Annotated in this window: 1 protein-coding gene; it reads right to left on the bottom strand. The window is 69.5% G+C overall.

Going from position 1 to position 1,771, the window contains the following annotated elements:
* Window positions 1-1,771, bottom strand: a 1,771-nt coding sequence (locus tag AC0L3O_RS23940) for a molybdopterin-dependent oxidoreductase (RefSeq protein WP_473616846.1), incomplete at both ends; no start/stop codon positions are given.

Genomic DNA, 1,771 nt, shown 5'->3' with positions numbered 1-1,771 from the left:
CCGGCCCCCCCCCCCCCCCCCCGCCCCCCCCCCCCCGCCCCGCCGCCCCCCCCCCCCCCCCTCCCGCCCCCCCCCCCCCCGCCCGCCCCCCCCCCCCCCCCCCCCCCCCCCCCCCCCCCTGGGGGGGTGCCTTGGCTCGGCGCTGGCCACTGGAAAGGCGCCAGCGCGTCGTAGTCTTCTCCATCGACCCCGGCATACGCACCGATGTCGAAATCGCGGGCGCCGTCATTCTCGAACGCCGACAGCGCGGCGTGCTCGGCAAAGATATCGGCTGGCGACGGATGCGAAAACGCTTCGTCAAAACCCATCCGCTTGGCGACTTCGGCGACGATCCACCAGTCGGCCCTTGCCTCTCCGGGCGTGGCCAAAAAGGCGCGCTGGCGCGAGATGCGGCGCTCCGAATTGGTGACCGAGCCGTCCTTCTCGCCCCATGCGGCGGCGGGCAGCCGGACGTGGGCGTGGCGGACCGTGTCGGTCTTGGCCAACACGTCCGACACCACGACAAACGGGCAGGCCTTGATCGCCGCCTCGACGGCATCGGCGTCCGGCATCGAGTCGACCGGGTTGGTAGCCATGATCCACAGCGCCTTGATGCGCCCATCGGCTACCGCCTGAAACATCTCGACCGCCTTCAGACCGGGCTTTTCGGCGACGGCCGGCGCACTCCAGAACCGCTGCACGCGGTCGCGGTGCTCGGGGTTTTCGATCTCCATATGGGCGGCCAGCATGTTGGCCAGGCCGCCGACCTCCCGACCGCCCATGGCGTTGGGCTGGCCGGTCACCGAAAACGGTCCGGCGCCGGGCTTGCCGATGCGGCCGGTAGCGAGATGACAGTTGATGATGGCGTTGACCTTGTCGGTGCCCGAGGACGACTGGTTAACGCCCTGGCTGTAGACGGTCACGGTATTCGCCGTCGCGGCGAACAGGCTGTAGAAGCGGACAAGCTCGTCCTCGCCGAGGTCCGTGGCAGCGGCGATGCCGGCAAGGTCGAGCGCGGAAGCGGCAAAAAGGGCTTGCCCGAAGCCGGTTGTGTGCGCCGTGATATAGGTGCGGTCCAGCGCGTTGTGCTGGCCGAGATAGGCGAGCAGCCCTGTGAACAGCGCGACGTCGCCATCGGGCGCGATCGCCAGATGCATGTCGGCAATGTCTGATGTCATCGTGCGGCGCGGGTCGACCAGTACCACCTTCATGTCGGGCCGTTTTTCCCGGGCAGCGGCAATGCGCTGGTAGAGCACCGGATGGCACCAGGCGAGATTGGAGCCGACCAGCACGATCAGATCGGCGAGTTCCAGATCCTCGTAGCTGCCCGGCACCGTGTCAGAGCCGAAGGCGCGGCGGTGGCCGGCAACCGACGAGGCCATGCACAGGCGCGAATTGGTGTCGATATTGGCCGAGCCGATGAAGCCTTTCATCAGCTTGTTGGCGACATAATAATCCTCGGTCAGCAACTGACCGGAGACGTAGAAGGCGACCGCGTCGCGACCGTGCTCGGCGATGGTCCGCGAAAAAGTCGAGGCGACAAGGTCGAGCGCTTCGTCCCAGTCGGTGCGGCGACCGTGGATCTCCGGATAGAGCAGCCGTCCGTCTAGGTCGATCGTCTCGGCCAGCGCCGAGCCCTTGGAACAGAGCCGGCCGAAATTCGCCGGATGGTCAGGGTCGGGGGCGGCGGGGGGGGGGCACCGGGGGGGGGCGGCGCGCCCCCCCCCCCCCCCCCCCCCCCCCCACGGGGGGGGGGTGGGGGCCGACCGCCCCGGGGCGGGGGTGTATCTTT

This window comes from Mesorhizobium sp. WSM4810 (genome assembly GCF_055811235.1).
Note: the sequence above shows the minus strand (reverse complement) of the source record. Positions and strands in the feature narration are given on the sequence as shown.